The organism is Streptomyces sp. NBRC 109706, from assembly GCF_000974485.1.
Lineage (GTDB): Bacteria > Actinomycetota > Actinomycetes > Streptomycetales > Streptomycetaceae > Streptomyces.
The window spans coordinates 261,937-281,350 of sequence record NZ_BBOM01000004.1; the positions used below are offsets into that span (position 1 = coordinate 261,937).

Consider the following 19,414-nt stretch of genomic DNA (forward strand, 5'->3'; position numbering starts at 1 on the left):
CCGCACGCGGGTGCCGTCCGGTCGTCCCCTCGCGGGGGCGGCCGGGCGGGGCCCGGCGGTCCGTCGCGCCGTCCGGCGGCGTCAGCCGAGCGCGGCCACCACGGACGGCCAGGCCGCCAGCCGCTCCCGCTCCAGTTCGCCGGCGTCGGCCGACGCCTCCCGGTGGGCGGCCTCCAGCAGGTCGACGATCCGCACCCGCCGATCCGTGGTCGCGGACTCGACCGCGGCGAACACCATGGCCAGCGTCCACACGTTGTCGTGCACCTCGCCCATCGGGCGCTGCCCGGTGCGCAGCGCGTGGACGAACTCGGCCAGCGAGCCGGCTATCCCCTTGCCGCCCGGCCCTTCCGCCTCCGTGTCCCGGCCGGCGGCACCCTCGATCTCGGGCGGTCCGCTGCCGTCCCAGCTGGCCGAGCCGTGTTCGGCGCTCAGCCGCCAGCTGCCGTTCCACGAGGTCTCGGCGCCCGGAGCACACCAACTGCCGGTGTAGACATAGCGCGCGCCGTTGGCCATCTCGAAGACGGCGGTCGCTGCCGCGTCCCCCTCGTACCAGCTCCAGGGCGGGTTGTACGACGCGCAGTGGACGGCGACCGGTTCGGCGTCGAGCAGCCAACGGGCGGTGTCGAACGCGTGGATCGCCATGTCCACCAGCAGCGGTTGGGCCATCGTCTCGCGGAACCCGCCGAACCTGGGCGCCCGGAAGAACTCCGTGCTGAGCACGCCGATCCGGCCCAGGCCCCGGGCCCGCGCCCGGAGGGCGTACAGCTGCGGGTGGTAGCGCCTGGACTGGCTGACCATGAAGAGCCGGCCGCTCGCCTCGGCGGCCGCGGTCAGCCGCAGCGCCTCGGGAAGCGTGCCGGCCAGCGGCTTCTCGCCCAGCACCGGCAGCCCGAGCGACAACGCCGTGAGCGTCACCGGCAGATGCGCCTCCGGCACGGTGACGTCGATGACGGCGTCGGGCTCGGTCCGTCGGGCCAGCTCGGCGAGTTCGGTGCCGACGGGCACGTCGGCGAGGCCCGCTTCGGCGAGCGCGGCGGTCGCCCGGTCCGGGGCGAGATCGACCAGCCCGACCAGGGTGGTGTCCGGACTGTCCCTGACCGCGCCCAGCCAGGCGCGGCCCATCCCGCCGGCCCCCACCACCAGCACCCGCAGCGGCTCGCCGTCGTCGGCGAGGGTCGCGAACCCGGGCCCGGTCACGCCGGCCCGCCGGCGTCCTCGAACCAACCGGCCTCGCTGTGAGTGAGCCGGGGCACCGCGCGGATCGCCTCGGGCGCCGCCCAGCCGACGGCGTTCGCGATCACCCGCCGCACCTGGGGATGGTGGTAGACGGGGTACTCCTGGTCGCCGGGGCTGAAGTAGAAGATCCGGCCGTTGCCGCGCCGGAACGTGCAGCCGCTGCGGAAGACCTCGCCGCCGCTGAAGGAGCTGATAAAGACCAGTTCCTCGGGCGCCGGTATGTCGAAGAACTCGCCGTAGGTCTCCTGTTGGTCGATGACGATCGGATGGTCGACGCCGGCGGCGATGGGATGGGCGGGGGCGACCGTCCACACCAGTTCGCGTTCCGCCGCGTTGCGCCAGCGCAGGGTGCAGGTGGTGCCCATGAGGCGGGTGAAGATCTTCGACCAGTGCCCGGAGTGCAGCACGATCAGCCCCATGCCGGCGAGCACCCGGCGGTGCACCCGGGTCACCACCTCGTCGGACACCTCGCGGTGGGTCAACTGCCCCCACCAGGTGAGTACGTCGGTCTCGGCGAGGGTGGCCTCGGTCAGCCCGTGTTCCGGCTCGTCGAAGGTCGCCGTGCGGACCGACACCCGTGCGCCCAGGTGTTCCTCGATACCCTCGGCGACGGCGCCATGGATGCCGTGCGGGTATCTCTTGGCGACCTCGGGATCCTGTTGTTCGTGGCGGCCCTCGTTCCAGACGGTGACGCGCAGGGGCGGGGGGAGTGACGATGACGACAATGGGCTCTCCTGTCGGGAGTACCGGGGTGGCGCCCCGCGTCGGCAGCGGGCCGGGCAGCCGGAGGCAGCACGGTGTCGATCAGTTTTCGAAAACAGGTCGTAGGGAAGCTAGATGTCGGGCGTCGGCCCGTCAAGGCAGGGGAAGGAACGAGAACTGGTCACTGTCCGTGGAGGCCGCGCCGACCGGCCGGCCCCGGGGTGACGGACTCGGTGTGGGCCGGGGGGTCCCCCGGATTACAGTGTCTCGAAAAGTATCGGAAGAGCAGAGAATGGACTCGTGACCGAAAGCAGGATGCCCCGCCCCACTCTCGCGCACATCGCCGAGATGGCGGGTGTGTCGATCTCCACCGTCTCCAAGGTCCTCAACGGCCGGGACGACGTCTCGCGGGACACCCGGGCCAAGGTCGATGACGCACTGCGCCAGCACCACTATGTGCGCCGGGGCACCTCGGCCTCCGAGCCGGCGATCCGCACGGTCGACCTGGTGCTGAGCGGGTTGGACGGCTCCTGGCCGGCGAGCGTCGCCAGCGGCATGGAGGCGGCGGCCTACGAGGCGGGGGTGCATGTGGCGATCTCCGTCGCCCGTTCGTCCGAGGCGGCCACCAACCACCGGGCGCAGGACTGGGTGGACCGGGTCCTGGAGCGCGGCAGCGCGGGTGTGGTGCTGGGGCTGATCGAGCCCAGCCAGGACCAGTTGGGGCGGCTGGCCCAGGCGCGGGTGCCCTGTGTGGTCATCGATCCGCTGAGCGATCCGCCGCCGGACGTGATGTCGGTCGGCACCACCAACTGGGCCGGCGCCTATGAGGCGACCACCCATCTGCTGCAGCGAGGACATCGGAGCATCGCGCTGGTCACGGGCCCGCCGCACCATCTCTACACGCGGGCCAGGACGGCGGGTTACCGTTCGGCGATGGCGGCCGCCGGCATCGAGGTGGCGTCCGGGCAGGTGCGGCACGGCACCTACGACCGGGCCAGCGGCGCCGAACAGGTGCGGGCGCTGCTGGAGTCGCCCGACCGCCCGACGGCCATGTTCATCTGCTCGGACCATATGGCCATCGGCGGCTATGAGGCCATCGCCGGCGCCGGCCTGCGGGTGCCGGACGACATCAGCGTGGTGGGCTTCGACGATCTGCCGGAGGCGCGTTGGGTCTCCCCGGCCCTCACCACGGTCCGTCAGCCGTTGAAGGAGATGGGCGGCAGCGCGCTGCGTACCCTGGTCCGGCTGATGAACGGCGAGGAGCCGGAGAGCCCCCGCGTCGAGCTGGCCACCACCCTGGTGGTGCGGAACAGCACCGCCGCCGTCTCGTAGGGCGGGGCCCGGCGTTCAGTCGCCGGCGACGGCCGAGGCCAGTTCGGGCAGCAGCGCGTCGAGGGCGAGCGGGATGCTCAGCACGCTGGCCGCGCTGAACGCCTGGGAGACGTCCCCCTCGCCGTCCAGAAAGACTGCGCGCTCGTCCCTGACCACCTGGAGGGACTGGATCAGCGGGTCGGCGAGCAGTTCGTCCAGGGTGTAGCCGATGGGGAAGAGCACCGCGACCTCGGCGTCCAGGACCTCCACCTGCTCGGTCGCGACCGGCGCGTAGAAGCCCTCGGACGAGGGGAGTTCGGCGACGGGCCCGTGCAGTTCGAAGCCGAGCTGGGCCAGCAGGTCGAAGCGCGCGTCGCCGGGCAGGCTGGCTCCGTAGGCGTCGCCGAACTTGGATCCGGTGACGGCGCCGACGCCCTCGAACTCGGGGTGTTCGGCGGCGGCAGCGGCGATCCGTTCCTCGACCTCCGTCACCAGCCGTTCGCCCTCCGCCTCCTTGCCGAGCGCCTGGGCGACCAGCCTGGTCTGGGTCTCCCAGGGGGTGGCGAAGGCCGGGGTGTCGGCGGGCGGCGAGACGGTGGGCGCGATGGAGGAGAGCCGTTCGTACTGCGACTCGTCGTTGGCGGAGCGGGTGTTGAGGATCAGATCCGGCTCCATCGACTGGATCTGCTCGTAGTTGACCGACTGGTTAACGTTCTCGATCACCTCGGGGGTCTCGTCCCCGAAGAGTTCGGTCGCCCAGGGGCCCACGCCCTTCTGGTCCTCGCCGAAGCCGAGCCAGTCGTAGACGGCGACCGGGGTGACGCCCAGGGCCAGCGCCGCCTCGGCGTCCGACCAGCCGAGGGCGACCACGGTCAGCTCGCCGTCCGCCGGCGCGGGGATGTCCACGGTGCCGTAGGCGGTCTCCACCGAGGCGAGCAGTTCACCGCCGCCGCCCCCGTTGTCCTCGGCGTTGCCGCCGTCGGCGCCGTTGTCGGAGGAGGAGCAGGCGGTCAGCAGCAGCCCGAGCACGGCGGCGCCGGTGGCGACGGCGGTGCGGCGGGGGGCACGGAACAGGGAGTTCATCGCGAAACGGTCCTTCGGTTTCGGGGGCTACGGGGGTTACGGGGGTGTGCGGGATTCAGGAGTGGGGGCGTCCGGTCCGGTGGGCGCGGTCGGCGCGGGGGATCACCAGCGGGGTGCCGGTCTCCGGATCGTCGATGACGCGGGCGGGAACGCCGAACACCTCGTCGACCAGCCGCTCGGTGACGACCTCGGTCGGCGCTCCCCGCGCCACGATCCGGCCGTCCTTCATCGCGATCAGATGGGTGGCGTACCGGGCGGCCTGGTTGAGGTCGTGCAGCACCGCGACCAGGGTCCGGCCCTCCTCGTGCAGCCGGGCGCAGAGATCCAGCACGTCCAGCTGGTGCGCCAGGTCGAGAAAGGTGGTCGGCTCGTCCAGGAGCAGCAGCGGGGTCTGCTGGGCCAGCACCATCGCGATCCACACCCGCTGCCGCTGCCCGCCGGAGAGCTCGTCCACCAACCGGCCGGAGAGCCCGGTGAGCCCGGTGGCGGCCAGCGCCTCCCGGACGGCGGCCTCGTCCCTGGTGGACCACGGGCGCAGCGGCGACTGGTGCGGATGCCGTCCCCGGGAGACCAGATCGACCACCGTGATGCCGTCGGGCGCCGTCGGGCTCTGCGGCAACTGGCCCAGCCTGCGGGCCAGTTCCTTGGTCTTCAGGCGCGCGATGTCCCCGTCGGCCAGGAGCACCCGGCCGGCCTCGGGGCGCAGCAGCCGCGCCAGGGTGCGCAACAGGGTGCTCTTGCCGCAGGCGTTCGGACCCACGATCACGGTGAACGAGTTGTCCGGGATGTCCACGTCCAGCCCGGTCAGGATGGTGCGCCGGTCGTATCCGGCGGTCAGCCCTCGGGCGCCGAGCGGCACACCGCCGGGGTGTGTGAGTTCGGTCAACGGATCGGTCCCGGTCTCGTCGTGGTAGATGGTCGTCCGGTCCTTCATGCCGTCCCCCGCCGGGCGCCGGACCACAGCAGCCAGACCAGATAGGCGCCGCCCAGGCAGACGGTGACCACGCCGACCGGCAGCTGGGACGGGGCGACCACGGTGCGGGCGATGAGATCCCCGCAGGTCAGCAGCAGCGCGCCCATCGCGGCGGCCGGCAGCGGCCGGATCCCGCCCGAGCGGGTCAGCCGGATCGCCAACTGGGGCGCCACCAGCGCGACAAAGGCGATCGGCCCGGCCACCGCCGTGACCACGGCGGTGAGTCCGACGCCGACCAGCAGCATCGCCAGCCGGGTCCTCTCGACCGGGACGCCCAGGGCGCGCGCCGCGTCGTCGCCCAGTTCGAGCAGCCGCATCCGGCCGGTCAGCAGCAGCGCGGCCGGCAGCAGCAGCGCGGTCGCGATCAGCACCGGCCACACCTCCGGCCAGCCCACGTCGTGGAACGAGCCCGCGCCCCAGGTGGCGGCCGCGATGGCCTCCTCAAGGCGGAGGCTGACCAGCAGATAGCTGTTGACCGAGGTGAGCAGCGCGCTCACCCCGATGCCGACGATGATCAGCCGATGGCCCTGGACGCCATGGCGGAACGCCAGCACATAGACCAGCAGTCCGGTGCAGACCCCACCGAGCAGCGCGCCCGCCGTGGTGCCCAACTCGCTGTCGCCGACCAGCAGCGCGGTGAGCAGGGTGCCGGTGTAGGCGCCGGCGTTGAAGCCGATGATGTCGGGGCTGCCCAGCGGATTGCGGGTGAGGGACTGGAAGATCGCCCCGCTGACGCCCAGCGCCGCGCCGCCGAGCAGCCCGAGCAGGGCGCGCGGCAGCCGCCACTCCCGCACCACCCGGGTGATCCCGCTGTCGGCGTCGCCGGTCAGCGCGGCCAGCACCTCGCCGGGTGCGATGGACAGTTCGCCGATGGTCAGCGACCAGAGGCACACCGCGAGCGCGGCCAGCGTCAGCACCGCGCTGACGGCGGCGACCCGCAGGTCGACACGGATCCTGGCGTCGGGCCAGGGCAGCCGTAGCAGCCGGGTGCGCGCCGGCCAGATCCGTTCCGTCGGGCTCATCCCGCGCCCCCCGGGCGGCGGCGGGTGAGCGCGATCAGCAGCGGTGCGCCGAGGAAGGCGGTGACCACGCCGACCGGCAGTTCGGCCGGGACCAGCACCCGGCCCAGGACGTCGGCGGCCAGAAACAGCACCGGCGCCGCCAGCAGTCCGGCCGGCAGCACGCGCCGCAGATCGGGCCCGACGACGGCCCGGACGCCGTGCGCGACCAGCAGCCCGAGGAACGAGATCGGCCCGGCGGCGGCCGTCGCCGCGCCACAGAGCAGCGTCACCGCGAGCAGGCCGGTCAGCCGGGTGGCCACCACCCGGGTGCCCAGCGAGGCGGCCGCGTCGTCGCCCAGCGCCAGGCTGTTGAGCGAACGGGGCAACGCCAGCGCCAGCAGCGTGCCGGCCGCGACAAACGGCAGGATCGCGAGCACGGTGTCCCACTGCCGGCCCTGGAGAGAGCCGACCTGCCAGAACCTGAGGCGGTCGAAGGTCTCGGGCCGGACCAGGGTGACGGCGAGGGCCAGACCGCTGAGCACGGCGCCCACCGCGACCCCGGTGAGCACCAGCTTCGCCGCGCCGTGCGAGCCACGCCCGCCGGTGCCGACCGTGTAGACCAGCACGGCCGTCGCGGCGGCGCCGGCCAGCGCCAACCACACCTGCCGGTTGGTGCCGTTCACCCCGAGGAACGCGGCGCCGAACGCGACCGCCGCGTAGGCGCCGGCGTTGACGCCCAGCAGTCCCGGATCGGCCAGCGGGTTGCGGGTCAGGGCCTGCATGACGGCGCCGGCCAGGCCGAGCGCACCGCCGACCAGCAGCGCCAACACGGTCCTCGGCACCCGGTATTCGCGGATCAGCAGCTCGTTGGTGGTGTCCCCGTCGCCGCGCCCGAGCAGGGCGTCGACGGTCTCGGCCATGCCGATGGAGCCGGAGCCGATCAGCAGGCTGGCCGCGACCAGGACCACCAGCAGCAGCGAGCAGCCGAGCGCCATGGCAAGCGCGCCGGGACGCGAGGACCGCTCGCGCACCAGGTCGTCGTCCTGCGCGACGGCGGGCGGCGCCGTGGGTGGCATGGTCGTGCTCCGGGCGGTGAAGGGGACGGCAGGGGGCTGGCTGGGATCCGACTGGGGTCTGGCTGGGGTCCGACGCGGGACGACCGGACAGGCGACGGCAGGGGAAACCGCCCACCAAGTTAGGTTAGGCATCCCTAAGTCGCCTCATGTTATGCGGGGGCCCGAAATGGCGCAATCGCGCCGATGTGACGTCGGCTATCGCGAATCGGACAGCTGCGCGTGATGGTGCGCGCTCGGCGCGTGCCCGGTCACCCGGCGGAAGGCCACGGTGAACGCGCTCGGGCTGGTGTAGCCCACGGCCCGCGCCACCTCGGCCACCGGGGTGCCGCCGGCCAGCAGCGCCAACGCCAGATGGACCCGGAGCACCGCGCGCCACGCGGAGAAGCTCAGCCCCGTGGAGTCGGCGAAGGCGCGGGCCAATGTCCGGGTGCTCACGCCCAACTCGGCGGCCCAGTCGGCCAGGCCGCGCTCGTCGGCCGGATCGGCCGCGACCGCCACCGCGATCTCCCGCACCCGGGGATCGTCCGACAGCACCACATGGTGGTCCCGCCGGGCCGGACGCAGCAGATCGAAGACGACCCCCTCGGCCCGCGCCCTGGCGTCCGGGGCGAGCTCGGCGTCCGTCAGATGCAACAGCAGCTCGTGCAGCAGCGGGGTGACCTCGATCGGGACCGGCTCGCGCGGCACATCGGTGACGGCGGAGGGGGCGAAGAAGCCGGCGTGGTAGCTGGTGCCGTCGGCCGCGCTGCCGGCGTGCCCGACGCCGGCCGGTATCCAGAGGCCCACCCGGGTGGGCAGCGCCCAACGCCGCGCGCCGATCTCGATGTTGAGGACGCCACGGACGCTCCAGATCAGCTCGTGCACCGGATGGCTGTGCGCGGTCCACCGGGTGGGGCGGGTCAGCGTCTCCGCCTCGCCCACGATGCCGAACGGGATGCGCGGCTCGCCCGCCGGGCTCCTCGTCTCGGTGCCCACCGCGTGCCGCGCGCCACCCATCGCCGTCCCCCTCCGCACGCCGCCGCCCCTTTTCGGCCAGCCAGCGTAGCCGGGGGCGGGGCGGCGTGCGGCTAATCGATCCAGATCCAGACCGCGTAGACGATGAAGAACGCCACAAAGAGCGCCGTCACCACGGACACCGCGGTGAGCGGCACGGCGGCCCAGCCCCGGCTCGGCGTCGGCTCCTCGTCGGGTCCGGTGAACGTGGTGCCGCTCTCGGCCGGCGGCGTCTCCCCCGGCGGGGTCTCACCGACGCGACCGGGGGCGCCGGGGCGGTACCCGGGCGTGTGATCCGGATCGGGGTCCGGGTTCGGGGCAGTCATGGCCGCCGGGTACCAACCTGAACGGTTACTACACCCCAACGCGGTCCCGAAAGCGGAAACCGGGCGACGGGGCGGGGACGGCCGGTTTATCGCCGGGAACTTTCTCGCCGCTCCCGGCGACACACCCGATTACGTTCACGAAAGACGCCAACGACCCGCTCCCGATCAGGTTCCCGACGGCGGGAAAGATCTTCTCCCATTTCCCCGTTCCGGGACCCCACGGCAATTCCCGGCGAGCGGGAAAGGGCCGCATGGAAAACCGTTGTCAGGTGACGTGACGTCAACTCCGGTCGGCGGGACCGGTCGCCGCCGGCTCCTCGTCGGAGGCATCCGAGGCGCCGGGGGCGTCGGGGGCCTCGGGGCTGTCGGGGGCGGTCCTGCGGCCCCCGGTGTGCCCTCGGGGGCGGAGTCGGATGACGACGGCGAGCACGGCGAGCGTGAACAGCAGCAGGCCCAGCCAGAGCACCCACTTCTCGGGCCAGGGCGGCGGAGACGAGCCGCCCTCGGGGGAGCGTCCGCCGTCGATGCCGGTGACGACGACCGCCACCAGGCCGACGAGGGTGGCCCCCACCACGATCCGGCCGGCCAGCCGCGCGCTGATCGGCAACGCGCGGTCGCGGCGGCTCGGCTCCCCCAGCCGGAGCCGTTCGCCCGACCGGGCGGGGGAGAGCAGCCGCCACAGCAGCAGACCGGCGATGGGTATCTGGGTCAGCCAGAGGAAGGTGCGGAACGGGCCGTCGTACCATGCCTGGCTGCTGTACAGCAGGGTGTGCCAGGCGCTGAGGATATAGACCACGATGACGAAACGGTGCACGGCCAGCCACATCCGTGGCCCGGTCCGGTGGCGCAGGTAGAACGCCAGGCCCAGTGGGATGGCGAGATAGAGGGCGAGCAGGCCGACCAGGATGGCGACCCGGCCGGTGCCGGTGGCGTATCCGCCGGGCACAAAGCTGTCCACAAAGGCGGTCCACACGCTGCGCCCGAACGACCAGCGGTCCCGGTTGTCCCTGATCTGGTCGGTGAAGAAGAAGAACGCGTGCATGAACATCAGCCCGATGGTGGTCAGGCTGGTGGTGCGGTGCCATTTCTCCAGGCGGGCGGCCGGCAGCCAACCCCAGCGGGGGCGCGGCCCGGAGCGCATCAGCCCGAACACCACGGTGATATAGGCCCAGATCATCGCCGACCAGCCGAACGCCTGGCACATCCAGTACATCCAGAACTTGTCCGCGTCCGCCAGCATCGGCATGATCTTGATCGTCGCCGAACTGCCGTTCTCCACGCGGACATAGAGCAGCCAGTAGATCAACCCGGTGATCACCAGGGCCAGTGAGGCGTCGGGCACGGCGCCCCGAAGATCGGCGCGGAGACCGGCCCAGTCGAAGCGGGCCCGGCGCTTTCTCTCCCGTTCCGGGGAGGAAACCGCCGATTCGGAGACCTCTGCCATCGCACAACTCCGTTTTCGGTATGGCTCGCCGACGGTCCATCACAATGAATGTCCCGTGGCGACATGGTGGCCCCGCGCTCCCTGCCGTGAAGAATAACGACGTTCGCCCCGCCGCGGAAGACATCGATCCGGTTCCGGATTACCCGTCACCGATGGGGAATTGGGCGAGAAAAACCGTGCCGGCCGGGAACTCTTCGGCGGTCGGAAACGACGCGGGCCCCGGACGCGCGGCGGCGTCCGGGGCCGGGACCGAACGGAGGGGAGCGTCAGGCGCCGACATAGGCGGCCAGATGCTCGCCGGTGAGGGTGGTGCGGTCGGCGACCAACTCGGCCGGGGTGCCCTCGAAGACGATCCGCCCGCCGTCGTGGCCGGCGCCCGGGCCGAGGTCGATGATCCAGTCCGCGTGCGCCATGACCGCCTGGTGGTGCTCGATGACCACCACCGACTTGCCGGCGTCGACCAGCCGGTCGAGCAGCCCGAGCAGCTGCTCCACATCCGCCAGATGCAGCCCGGTGGTCGGCTCGTCGAGAACGTAGACGCCGCCCTTCTCCCCCATGTGTGTGGCCAGTTTGAGCCGCTGCCGCTCCCCGCCGGAGAGCGTGGTCAGCGGCTGGCCGAGCCGGAGATAGCCGAGCCCGACATCGTCCAGCCGCCCCAGGACGGCGTGCGCGGCCGGGGTGCGTGCCTCGCCGGCGCCGAAGAACTCCTTCGCCTCCGCGACCGACATGGCCAGCACCTCGCTGATGTCCCGGCCCCCGAAGCGGTATTCGAGCACCGCCGACTGGAAGCGACGCCCCTCGCACTCCTCGCAGGTGGTGGCGATGCCGGCCATCATCCCCAGATCGGTGTAGATGACGCCGGCACCGTTGCAGTGCGGGCAGGCACCCTCGGAGTTGGCGCTGAACAGCGCCGGCTTCACGCCGTTGGCCTTCGCGAACGCCTTACGGATCGGATCCAACAGCCCGGTGTAGGTCGCCGGGTTGCTCCGCCGGGAACCCTTGATCGCGCCCTGGTCGATGGAGACCACCTCCGCTCCCTCGACCCCGGAACCGGCGACCAGCGAACCGTGCACCAGCGAACTCTTCCCCGACCCGGCGACGCCGGTGACCACCGTGAGCACCCCCAGCGGAATATCGACGTCGACATCCCTGAGGTTGTGGGTGGCCGCGCCCCGCACCTCGATACGGCCGGTCGGCTGCCGCACCTTCTCCTTGAGCGAGGCCCGGTCGTCGAGATGCCGCCCGGTCAGCGTGTCGCTGGCCCGCAGCCCTTCGACGGTGCCCTCGAAGCAGACCGAACCGCCCCCCGTTCCCGCGCCGGGCCCGAGGTCGACGACATGGTCGGCGATCGCAATGGTCTCCGGCTTGTGCTCCACGACCAGCACCGTGTTGCCCTTGTCGCGCAGCCGCAGCAGCAGATCGTTCATCTGCCGGATGTCGTGCGGGTGCAGCCCCACCGTCGGCTCGTCGAAGACATAGGTGACATCGGTGAGCGAGGAGCCGAGATGCCGGATCATCTTGGTGCGCTGTGCCTCGCCGCCGGAGAGGGTGCCGGCGGGCCGGTCGAGGGAGAGATAGCCGAGGCCGATCTCCACGAACGAGTCGAGCGTGTGCCGCAACGCGCCGAGCAGCGGCGCGACGGACGGCTCGTCCAGCTCCGACACCCAGGCCGCCAGATCGCTGATCTGCATCGCGCACGCGTCGGCGATGTTGACGCCCCCGATCCGTGAGGTGCGGGCCGGCTCGCTGAGCCGGGTGCCGCCGCAGTCGGGGCAGGCGGTGAAGGTGACCGTCCGGTCGACGAAGGCCCGGATATGCGGCTGCATCGCCTCCCGGTCCTTGGCGAGGAACGACTTCCGCACGCGGGGCACCAGCCCCTCGTACGTCATGTTGGTGCCCTCGATCTTGATCTTGGTGGGCTCGCGGTACAGGAAGTCGTGCCGCTCGGTCTCGGTGTAGTCCCGGATCGGCTTGTCCGCGTCGAGCAGGCCGGTGGCGCTGAAGAGCCGCACCATCCAGCCGTCCGCCTTGTAGCCGGGGATGGTGATCGCGCCCTCGGCGAGCGACTTGCTCTCGTCGAAGAGCTGGGCCAGGTCGAAATCGCTCACCCGGCCCAGGCCCTCGCAGCGCGGGCACATCCCGCCGAGGACGGAGAAGGTCTTCCGCTCCGCCTTGCGGTCGCCACGCTCCACGGTGATCGCGCCCGACGCCCTGACCGAGGGAACGTTGAACGAGAACGCGTTGGGCGAGCCGATATGCGGCTGGCCCAGTCGGCTGAACAGGATCCGCAGCATCGCGTTGGCGTCCGTCGCGGTGCCGACCGTGGAGCGGACGTTGGCGCCCATCCGCTCCTGGTCGACGATGATCGCCGTGGTCAGCCCCTCCAGCAGATCGACGTCGGGCCGCGCCAGCGACGGCATGAAGCCCTGCAGGAACGCGCTGTAGGTCTCGTTGATCATCCGCTGCGATTCGGCGGCGATCGTGCCGAACACCAGCGAGCTCTTGCCCGAGCCGGAGACGCCGGTGAACACCGTGAGCCGCCGCTTGGGGATCTCGATCCGGATGTTCCTGAGGTTGTTCTCCCGTGCGCCCGCCACCCGGATCAGCTCGTGGCTGTCCGCCGTGTGCGGTGCGGACGAACGCTCGTCCGCCGTCCCGGCCGTGCTCATGCTGTCTCCCTTGTCGCGGCGGAGGCCCGCCGTGGTGTGCTCTCGGCGGATAGCGTCGGGCCCGATCCGGGTCAGCGCCGCTCCTGGACGCGGATCAGATTGCCCGCCGGGTCCCGGACGGCGCAGTCCCGCACGCCGTACGGCTGCTCCGTCGGCTCCTGGACGATATCGGCGTCGCCGGCCTGCAGCCGCTCGAAGGCGGCGTCGAGATCGGCGCTGGCCAGCAGGATCGAGCCATAGGTGCCCTTGGCCATCATCTCCGTGATGGTGCGCCGCTCCTCCTCCGTGATCCCCGGGTCGGCCGCCGGCGGGTGCAGGACGATGGACGTCTCCGGCTGGTTCGGCGGGCCGACGGTGAGCCAGCGCATCCCCTCGTAACCGACGTCGTTGCGCACCTCGAAGCCGAGGGTGTCGCGGTAGAAGGCCAACGAGGCGTCCGGGTCCAGATGCGGGAGGAAACTGCTGTGAATGGTGATATCCATGCCCGTCACGCTAGACGCGGTGCCGGCGCGCCCGCTTCTCGATTCCTGATCGGTCGTGTCACCCGCTGCGCGACACAGGACGGCATGCCGGCGGTGGCCGGCGCCGCCTCCCGCCGGTAGACGCTGGGCGGCACCCCGACCAGCTCGGTGAAGCGACTGCTGAAGGTGCCGAGCGAGGAACAGCCCACCGCGAAGCAGACCTCCGTGACGCTGAGATCCCCCCGGCGCAACAGCGCCATCGCCCGCTCGATGCGCCGCGTCATCAGATAGGAATAGGGCGATTCGCCATAGGCCTGCCGGAACGCGCGGCTCAGATGGCCCGCCGACATGTGCACGCCCCTGGCCAGCGCCTCGACGTTCAGCGGCCGGGCGTACTCCCGATCGATCCGGTCGCGCACCCGACGCAGCAGCGCGAGGTCGCGCAGCCGCTGGGCCGGATCGGATCTGCTGGTCACAGGCGCGATGGTGCCATGCCGCACTGACAATTCCCAGCGGAGCGGAAACGGCCGGGAACGCGGGCCGGGGAACTTCCGCCGGCAGCCGCACGACCAGTCCTTGCATGGGCCGTCCGCGCCGGACCGGCGGCCCGGCCGACCGGCAGCCGAACGGAGGTCCCCCTTGGACGGGCGCCGCGCACCATCCGCGTCACCGCCCGGGGCGTGGCGGGCCCTCGGCCGGGCCAGGCTCGCGCTGCTCGCCGGCGGGCTGCTCGTCAACGTCGGCACCTTCGCCGTCTACCCCTATCTGGCGGTGCTGCTGCGGGACCGGCTCGGCGTCGGCATGGCGCAGGTCGGCATCGTCCTGGGGATCGCCACGCTGGCCCAGTTCGCCAGCGCCCCCCTCACCGCCGCGTTCGCCGAACGCTTCGGCCTGAAACGGACGTTGACGCTCGCCACCGTCGGCTATCTGCTCGGCGCCGCCGCCTATCTCGGCGGGGTCGACCGGCCCGCGCTGACCCTGCTGGGGCTGCTGCTGAGCTGCGGTGCCGGGGCGCTCTACTCGCCCGCCTACCGGGGCTATCTGGTGCAGGCCGCCGACGTGGCGGAACGCCCTCGGCTGGTGTCCGCCGGCAATGCGGCCGGCCAGCTGGGCATCGCCGTCGGACCCGTGGTCGGGGCCCTCCTCCTGCACGAACCGGCCCGGCTCTTCACCCTGACCACCGCGCTCTATGCCGCCCTCGCGCTCGGCCACTGCCTGCTGCGGCCCGAGCCGCCGCCCGACCGGCAGCCGCCCGTCGAACCGTTCCGCCGGGTGCTGCGCGGCGTGGCGGTGCTGCCGTTCACCGTGACCGTGCTGACCCACTACCTCTATATGCAGTTCTACCAGTACCTCGCGACCTTTGTTGACGGCCGGCTGCCGGCCGCCGTCCTCGGCGTGGTCATGATGGGCTACGCCCTCGGACTCGCCCTGGGCCAACCGCTGTTGGCGCGCCGGATCGGGCTGGCCGGCTATCCGGCGGCGATGGCGGCCGGCTTCGGCTGCATGGCCGTCGGACTGGTGGCGATCGCGGACGGGAGCGTCGCCGGCGTCGCGGTCGGCGCGCTGGCGATGAGCGGCGGCACGGCCGTGCTGTTCCTGAAGAACGATCTGGAGGCGCTGGCCCTCTCGCGGCGCTCCGCCACGGTGACCTTCGGCCAGCAGCGCCTCGCGGTCGGCCTCGGCGCGCTGGCCAGCGGCGTGCTCGGCGGCAACCTCTACGGCCTGCTGGAACGCGCCGACCGGCTCTCCTGGTTCTGGCTGGCCGTCGCCGCCCAGTGCCTGCTGCTGCCGCCGCTGGCGCTGCTGGCCGGCCGCCGGCTCAGCCGTCCGAGGCCGCCGGCTTCTCGTAGACGGTGACATAGGAGCCCTCGCCACGGAACGGCTCCCCATGCCAACCGCCCCACCGGTGGCGGCGCTCAAGACCCGCGAGACGGGCCATCAGATCCAGCTCCGCCGGCCAGGCGTAGCGCAGGAACGCGGGCGCCAGCCTGATGCCCCGGTCGGTGATCAACACATGCTGTCCCTCGAAGCGTTGCTCCACCGGATCGTGTCGCACGGTGGTGAGCCGGACATGGCCGAGCCCCACCTGGTGCGCCTCCACCCGCTGGTTGCGGTCGTAGCGCGCCACATCGGGCATCGGGCACTCCAGCACGAACCGGCCACCGGGCAGCAGCCGGTCGGCGACATTGGCGAAACAGCGGATCTGCTCCTCCTGGGTCTGGAGGAAGAAGAAGGTGGAGAACACCACGAAGACCATGGCGAACCGGGCGTCGGTGTCCGGGGCGACGTCCGCCATATCGCCGATGGCCACCGGGATCCGCTCCCCGCCCGGCTTGGCGCGCATCCGCTCCACCATCGCGGGCGAGGCGTCCACCCCCCACAGGTCGATGCCGCGCGCCGCCAGCGGGATCGTCACCCGGCCCGTGCCGACGGCCAGTTCGAGCACGGGCCCGTCCGGCCCCTCCTCGATCAGCGCGGCCAGGGCCTCGACCGCCTCCGTCGGGTCGAGTGTGGAATGCCACTCGTCGTAGATGTCGGCGTTCAACTCGCCATAGGTCTCAGGACCGTGGTTCTCCACGAGGTTTCCTTCCCGACACGGGGGCGGCGAGGGGCCGAGGAGCCACCGCTCGCCGAGGGCACATCCAACAGGTCGGCCCGCCGCCCGCCGAAGTTCCCGATGTGCGCGGCCCCGTCAGGGCCGCAGCACAAACCGGCCGCGCACGCCGCCGGCGGCGAGCGCGCGATGCGCGGTGGCCGCCTCGTCGAGCGGCAGCACGGCGTGCACCCGGACCGGCAGCCGGCCCCGCGCGGTGGCGTCCAGCAGTTCGGCCAGCCGGGCGGCGTCCGGCTCGACCCCCACCACCCGCACGGTCACCCCGCGTTCGGCGGCCGGCGGCGCGCTGGGCCGCACCCCGACGAAGAGTCCGCCGTCGCTGACCAGCTCCACACCGCGCTCCTGGAGCCCGGCGCCGTCGGCCACCGCGTCCCAGCCGGGGGTGGGCGCGGACTGGAACTCCGCGCCCAGGCCGCGCACGAACTTCTCGTCGGCCGGCCGGGCCAGCCCGGTGACCCGCCAGCCGCGTTCGCCGGCCAACGTCAGGACGTATCCGCCGACCGCGCCGGCCGCCCCGGTCACCAGCAGGCGCCGCCCGTCGCCGTCGCCGAGCAGGTCGACCAGCTGGGCGGCGGTCAGGCTGTTGAGCGGAACGGTCGCCGCCTCGATCAGATCGAGCCCGTCGGGCACCGGCGCGGTCACCCCGACCGGGACGACCAACTGCTCGGCATAGGTGCCGAAATCGCGGTCGAATCCGGGGACGAGCCCCGCGATCCGACTGCCGACGGCAAGGTCGACGCCGGGCCCGGTCGCCGTCACGGTGCCGGCGAAGTCCCAGCCGAGGCCGGTGTGTCGGGGCTGGTGGACGAGGCCGAGCTGGTGGAAGACGCCGGCGACGACGCCGAGGTCGACGGGGTTGACGCCGGCCCCGGCGATGGCGACCCGGATCTCTCCCGGCCCGGGTTCCACCACGGGCACCCGGACGATCTCGATGGTGTCGGGGCCGCCGGGGGTGCGGACGACCGCCGTACGGAAGGTGTGGGACATGTTCGCCTCCGATGGGGGAAACCGTTTCAGTGACTCCACTCTGGTTGGGTAGCTTTCTCCTGGGAAGTAGGCACTTGAAGGTGCGTAGGCCACCTCGGGGAAAGCACGGGAGAGGAATGTCGATGGCGACGACGACGGCGGCCCAGCAGCGGGCGCTGGCCAAGCAGGAGTACAACGCGTTCCTCGCCGGTTGCCCCAGCCGCCAACTCCTGGACCGCATCTCCGACAAGTGGGTGGCGCTGGTGCTGGCGGCGCTCGGCAGCGACGGCCCGCATCGGAGAGGGGAATGCGCCGGCGAGCCCAGGGCGATGCGGTACTCCGAGCTGTCCCGCCGGCTCGTCGGGGTCAGCCAGAAGATGCTCACCCAGACCCTGCGCGCCCTGGAACGCGACGGACTGCTCACCCGCACGGTGACCCCCACCGTTCCGGTCACCGTCACCTATGAGTTGACGGATCTCGGGCTCTCGCTCCACGAGGTGGTGCGGAACGTCAAGTGCTGGGCGGAGACGCATATGGACGAGGTGCACCTCCACCGCGAGGCGTACGACAAGCGCGAGGAAGCCTGACCCGGCGGATCCTCCCCGACGTGCCGGAGCGCGGTATTGTCCACGCCCCGCGCTGAATTGTTCGAGCCCCGCCCCTACGCTGTGGTCAGTGAGTCACCCGAAGGGGCGGAGGGACGCCGCCCCTGACGGCAAGCGCTTACTCGCCGCCGGTCCGGCGGCCGTCGCCACCCCCCTCCCGGCGTTCCCCCCTTCCACCCCCCTCTCTTCTCAGCTCTCCCGACCAGGAGTTGACCCCACCACCCGATCAACGCCCGCGGGGGCGGTGACCTCGGCATGCCGCGTCCCGTGGTCGCCGTGCCGCCCCCGCGTCGGCCCGGCCTGCCCTCGCCGGCTCGGCCGGACCCATGGAACGCCCAGCTCTCCGCTGTTCGAAGACGAAAGGCGAAACCCAGGATGAGACAACCATTCGTGCTGCGCTTCAGATTCCTCGCCGCGCTGGCCCTGATGGCCGTGGTGGCCGCGACCGGCGTGGTGCTGTCGTCGCCCGAGGCGTCGGCCGCCACCGGCTCGGCCACCGGCTTCGCGACCCAGAACGGTGGGACCACCGGCGGCGCCGGCGGCCAGACCGTCCGGGCCACCACCGGCACGGCCATCCACGCGGCCCTCTGCGGTCGGGCCAGCAGCAGCACCCCGATCGTCATCGAGGTCGAGGGCACCATCAACCACGGCAACACCAGCAAGGTGTCGGGCGGCAGCTGCAACACCGCCGACGGCGTGATCGAACTCAAGCAGATCAGCAATGTCACGCTGGTCGGCGTCGGAAACGGCGCGGTCTTCGATCAGTTGGGCATCCACGTCCGGGAGTCCAGCAACATCATCATCCAGAACGTGACGGTCCGGAACGTCAAGAAGTCCGGCTCGCCGACGTCCAACGGCGGCGACGCCATCGGCATGGAGGCCAACGTCCGCAACGTCTGGGTCGACCATGTCACGCTGGAGGCCTCGGGCGGCGAGTCGGAGGGCTTCGACGGGCTCTTCGACCTGAAGAACAACACCCAGTACGTCACGCTCTCCTACAGCATCCTGCGCAACTCGGGCCGTGGCGGTCTGGTCGGCTCCAGCGAGAGCGACACCTCGAACGGTTACATCACGTACCACCACAACCTGTACGAGAACATCGACTCCCGGGCGCCCCTGCTGCGCGGCGGAATCGGCCACATGTACAACAACCACTATCTGAGCGTCAACGACTCCGGGATCAACTCCCGTGCCGGGGCGCGCGCCAGGGTGGACAGCAACTACTTCGAGGACTCCAAGGACGTCCTGGGCACCTTCTACACCAACGAGGCCGGCTACTGGCAGGTCAACGACAACATCTTCGACAATGTGACCTGGTCGAGCCCCGGGAACCAGAACAACCCGGCCGGCCCGAACCCGCAGTCCAACACCACGGTCTCCATTCCCTACTCCTTCAGCCCGGACGCCGCCAACTGCGTGCCCAGCGTGGTGCGCGACACCGCCGGCGCCAACAAGGGCAACCGGGTGTCGGACGGCAACTGCACCCCGCAGAACCCGGATCCGACCGACCCCACGGACCCGACCGACCCCACCGACCCGACGGATCCGACCGACCCGCCCGGCGGGACCAACCTCAGCCTGGGGGCCGACGCCGACGGCAGCAGCAAGGCCAGCGGCACCTCCTACGGAAACGTGCGGGACGGCAACCTGAACACCTACTGGTCGCCGAACGGTTCGACCGGCTCCATCTCGATCAAGTGGGGCACCGCGACCACCGTCTCCGCCATCAACATCCGTGAGGCGGCGGGCTCGGTCGGCACCATCGGCAACTGGCGGATCGTGAACGCCGACACCGGCGCCGTGCTGGCCAGCGGCAGCGGTGCGGGCGCCACCACCTTCCCCGCCACCTCGCTGCGCAAGATCACTTTCGAGATCACCAGCGCGAGCGGCACTCCGCAGGTCGCCGAGTACGAGACCTTCGCATAGCCGCCAGGCAGAAACCCCCCGGTCGGGG

Annotated in this window: 18 protein-coding genes; 4 read left to right on the forward strand and 14 right to left on the reverse strand. The window is 71.8% G+C overall.

Going from position 1 to position 19,414, the window contains the following annotated elements; all coding sequences use genetic code 11:
* Positions 1 to 81: 81 nt before the first annotated feature.
* Positions 82 to 1,197 (reverse strand): Gfo/Idh/MocA family protein, encoded by a 1,116-nt coding sequence (locus AOM46_RS01105; RefSeq protein ID WP_062204227.1) that lies wholly within the window; start codon positions 1,195 to 1,197, stop codon positions 82 to 84.
* Positions 1,194 to 1,961, reverse strand: a complete 768-nt coding sequence (locus AOM46_RS01110; RefSeq protein WP_062204230.1) for a ThuA domain-containing protein — start codon at positions 1,959 to 1,961, stop codon at positions 1,194 to 1,196. The genes AOM46_RS01105 and AOM46_RS01110 overlap by 4 nt, the downstream gene beginning before the upstream one ends.
* A gap of 292 nt (positions 1,962 to 2,253) precedes the next feature.
* Here AOM46_RS01110 and AOM46_RS01115 point away from each other — a divergent pair, with 292 nt between their 5' ends.
* Positions 2,254 to 3,270: a LacI family DNA-binding transcriptional regulator gene (locus AOM46_RS01115; RefSeq protein WP_062204233.1), complete on the forward strand. Its 1,017-nt coding sequence runs from the start codon at positions 2,254 to 2,256 to the stop codon at positions 3,268 to 3,270.
* A 15-nt stretch (positions 3,271 to 3,285) separates the two neighbouring features.
* Here AOM46_RS01115 and AOM46_RS01120 read toward each other — a convergent pair whose 3' ends face one another.
* From AOM46_RS01120 to AOM46_RS01165, 10 genes are all read right to left on the reverse strand, one after another.
* Entirely contained in the window at positions 3,286 to 4,332 is a 1,047-nt protein-coding gene (locus AOM46_RS01120) for an ABC transporter substrate-binding protein (protein ID WP_062204235.1), read from the reverse strand.
* 55 nt (positions 4,333 to 4,387) lie between these two features.
* Complete coding sequence (locus AOM46_RS01125; protein WP_078856473.1) at positions 4,388 to 5,266, reverse strand: ABC transporter ATP-binding protein; 879 nt, start codon at positions 5,264 to 5,266, stop codon at positions 4,388 to 4,390.
* Positions 5,263 to 6,327 carry an iron chelate uptake ABC transporter family permease subunit gene (locus AOM46_RS01130; RefSeq protein ID WP_062204239.1) on the reverse strand — a complete coding sequence of 355 codons (1,065 nt, stop codon included), beginning with the start codon at positions 6,325 to 6,327 and terminating at the stop codon, positions 5,263 to 5,265. The genes AOM46_RS01125 and AOM46_RS01130 overlap by 4 nt, the downstream gene beginning before the upstream one ends.
* Positions 6,324 to 7,382 carry an iron chelate uptake ABC transporter family permease subunit gene (locus AOM46_RS01135; protein WP_062204241.1) on the reverse strand — a complete coding sequence of 353 codons (1,059 nt, stop codon included), beginning with the start codon at positions 7,380 to 7,382 and terminating at the stop codon, positions 6,324 to 6,326. Before AOM46_RS01135 ends, AOM46_RS01130 begins: the two co-directional genes overlap by 4 nt.
* A gap of 195 nt (positions 7,383 to 7,577) precedes the next feature.
* Positions 7,578 to 8,396, reverse strand: coding sequence for an AraC family transcriptional regulator (locus AOM46_RS01140; RefSeq protein WP_158920170.1), 819 nt, complete (start codon positions 8,394 to 8,396; stop codon positions 7,578 to 7,580).
* Between the two features lie 53 nt (positions 8,397 to 8,449).
* Positions 8,450 to 8,701, reverse strand: coding sequence for a DUF6480 family protein (locus tag AOM46_RS01145; protein ID WP_062204248.1), 252 nt, complete (start codon positions 8,699 to 8,701; stop codon positions 8,450 to 8,452).
* A 280-nt stretch (positions 8,702 to 8,981) separates the two neighbouring features.
* The gene (locus AOM46_RS01150) at positions 8,982 to 10,145 is read right to left on the reverse strand and encodes a ferric reductase-like transmembrane domain-containing protein (RefSeq protein ID WP_067225805.1); all 1,164 of its coding nucleotides are present in this window, start codon (positions 10,143 to 10,145) and stop codon (positions 8,982 to 8,984) included.
* Between the two features lie 266 nt (positions 10,146 to 10,411).
* Positions 10,412 to 12,814, reverse strand: coding sequence for an excinuclease ABC subunit UvrA (locus tag AOM46_RS01155; RefSeq protein WP_062204249.1), 2,403 nt, complete (start codon positions 12,812 to 12,814; stop codon positions 10,412 to 10,414).
* 71 nt (positions 12,815 to 12,885) lie between these two features.
* The gene (locus AOM46_RS01160) at positions 12,886 to 13,296 is read right to left on the reverse strand and encodes a VOC family protein (protein WP_062206217.1); all 411 of its coding nucleotides are present in this window, start codon (positions 13,294 to 13,296) and stop codon (positions 12,886 to 12,888) included.
* 5 nt (positions 13,297 to 13,301) lie between these two features.
* The gene (locus tag AOM46_RS01165) at positions 13,302 to 13,751 is read right to left on the reverse strand and encodes a helix-turn-helix transcriptional regulator (RefSeq protein ID WP_062206214.1); all 450 of its coding nucleotides are present in this window, start codon (positions 13,749 to 13,751) and stop codon (positions 13,302 to 13,304) included.
* A gap of 163 nt (positions 13,752 to 13,914) precedes the next feature.
* Between AOM46_RS01165 and AOM46_RS01170 the strand changes: the two genes are divergently transcribed.
* Positions 13,915 to 15,132, forward strand: a complete 1,218-nt coding sequence (locus tag AOM46_RS01170) for an MFS transporter (RefSeq protein ID WP_062204252.1) — start codon at positions 13,915 to 13,917, stop codon at positions 15,130 to 15,132.
* Here AOM46_RS01170 and AOM46_RS01175 read toward each other — a convergent pair.
* Positions 15,095 to 15,853: a class I SAM-dependent methyltransferase gene (locus tag AOM46_RS01175; protein WP_062204255.1), complete on the reverse strand. Its 759-nt coding sequence runs from the start codon at positions 15,851 to 15,853 to the stop codon at positions 15,095 to 15,097. The two genes, AOM46_RS01170 and AOM46_RS01175, sit on opposite strands and share 38 nt — an antisense overlap.
* 114 nt (positions 15,854 to 15,967) lie before the next feature.
* The gene (locus AOM46_RS01180; RefSeq protein ID WP_062204257.1) at positions 15,968 to 16,876 is read right to left on the reverse strand and encodes an NADP-dependent oxidoreductase; all 909 of its coding nucleotides are present in this window, start codon (positions 16,874 to 16,876) and stop codon (positions 15,968 to 15,970) included.
* A 122-nt stretch (positions 16,877 to 16,998) separates the two neighbouring features.
* On the opposite strand from AOM46_RS01180, the gene AOM46_RS01185 reads away from it, so the two are divergent.
* Positions 16,999 to 17,442: a helix-turn-helix domain-containing protein gene (locus AOM46_RS01185; protein WP_062204259.1), complete on the forward strand. Its 444-nt coding sequence runs from the start codon at positions 16,999 to 17,001 to the stop codon at positions 17,440 to 17,442.
* Between the two features lie 393 nt (positions 17,443 to 17,835).
* Positions 17,836 to 19,386, forward strand: a complete 1,551-nt coding sequence (locus AOM46_RS01190; protein WP_062204265.1) for a polysaccharide lyase family 1 protein — start codon at positions 17,836 to 17,838, stop codon at positions 19,384 to 19,386.
* Positions 19,387 to 19,414: the final 28 nt, after the last annotated feature.